We start from the raw sequence: 1678 nt of genomic DNA, 5'->3' as shown, positions 1-1678 counted from the left end.
TCTCGCACCTCGCGATGGTGCACTCGCGCTTTAGCACCAACACGTTCCCGAGTTGGGACCGCGCCCAGCCCTGCCGGATGATGTCGCACAACGGCGAGATCAACACGGTGCAGGGCAACAAAAACTGGATCCGTGCCCGTCAAGGCTTGATGAAGTCCGAGCACTTCGACGAGCGCGAGTTGGCCGACCTGTTCCCGATCGTGAACCCCGACGCGTCGGATTCCGGCAGCATGGACAACGTGTTAGAGATGCTTTACATGTCCGGCCGAACGCTGCCCGAGGTCGTGATGATGATGGTGCCCGAGGCGTGGGAGAACCACGAGTCGATGCCCGTCAACAAGACCGCGTTCTACGAGTACCACGCCAACCTCATGGAGCCGTGGGACGGCCCGGCGTCGATCGGTTTCACCGACGGCAAAGTCATCGGCGCCACGCTCGACCGCAACGGCCTGCGTCCGTCGCGCTACTACGTCACCCGCGACGACCGCGTCATCATGGCCAGCGAAGTCGGCGTCGTGGACGTGCCTCCGGCCGACGTCGTGAAGAAGGGCCGGCTGCAACCGGGCCGGATGTTCTTGGTGAACTTCGAAGAAGGGCGGATCGTCGCCGACGACGAAGTCAAAGACTCGATGGCCAACGCCCGGCCCTACGGCGATTGGCTCGAGAGCAACCGCATCACCCTCGACCAGCTGCCCCAGGTCGACGCGGCCGGCGCCGCGGTGCCCGGCAGCCCCGAGTCGCCCGAAACCAAAAACGACATGGACGCCGACAACCGGCTAGCGCTGCTCCAGTCGTTCGGCTACACCGTAGAACACCTCCACATGCTGCTCTTGCCGATGGTCAACGCCGGGAGCAAGTCCAAAGAAGCGCTGGGTTCCATGGGCAACGACGCGGCGCTCGCGGTACTGTCCGACAAGCCGCGGCTGCTGTACGACTACTTCAAGCAACTGTTCGCGCAGGTGACCAACCCGCCGATCGACCCGCTGCGGGAAACGATCATCATGTCGCTGGCGACCAGCGTCGGCCCCGAGGGCAACGTGCTGGATACCACCGCCGACCAGTGTAAACGGCTGCGTCTCGAACAGCCGGTTCTGACCGACGCCGAGCTCGCGTCGTTGCAAGCGCTCGACGGGTCCGACGCGTCGCACGGCTGGCGCACCCAGACCATCGACATCACCTACGACAAGCCCGACACCTCCGGGATGAACGGCGAAGCCGAAGCCGTGGAAGGCGCAGCGCTCAAAGCGGCGCTCGACCGCATCTGTGCCGAAGCGACCGACGCGATCACGGCGGGGTATCAGCTGGTTGTGTTGAGTGACCGCAAGGCCGGGCCCGGCCGGATCGCACTGCCGTCGCTGCTCGCGGTCGGCACGGTCCACCACCACCTGGTCCGCAACGAGTCGCGTACCAAGATCGGCCTCGTGCTCGAGTCCGGCGAAGCCCGCGAGGTCCACCACTTCTGCACGCTCGCGGGCTACGGCTGCGACGCGGTTAACCCGTACCTCGCCTACCAGGCCATGTACTCGCTCCGCGACGACGCGGTGCTCGACCCCGAGCTGTCCGACGAAGAGATCGTGCTGACCTACATCAAGTCGGTCGGCGCGGGGATCAAGAAAGTCATGTCCAAGATGGGCATCTCCACGCTCGCCTCGTACAAGGGCGCGCAGATCTTCGAGTG

At 65.0% G+C, this 1678-nt stretch carries 1 protein-coding gene; it reads left to right on the top strand.

Going from position 1 to position 1678, the window contains the following annotated elements:
- A partial coding sequence (locus tag AAGI46_17110; GenBank protein MEM1013927.1) for a glutamate synthase central domain-containing protein occupies positions 1–1678 on the top strand: 1678 nt, incomplete at both ends.

Source organism: Planctomycetota bacterium (assembly GCA_038746835.1).
Lineage (GTDB): Bacteria > Planctomycetota > Phycisphaerae > Tepidisphaerales > Tepidisphaeraceae > JBCDKH01.
Note: the sequence above shows the minus strand (reverse complement) of the source record. Positions and strands in the feature narration are given on the sequence as shown.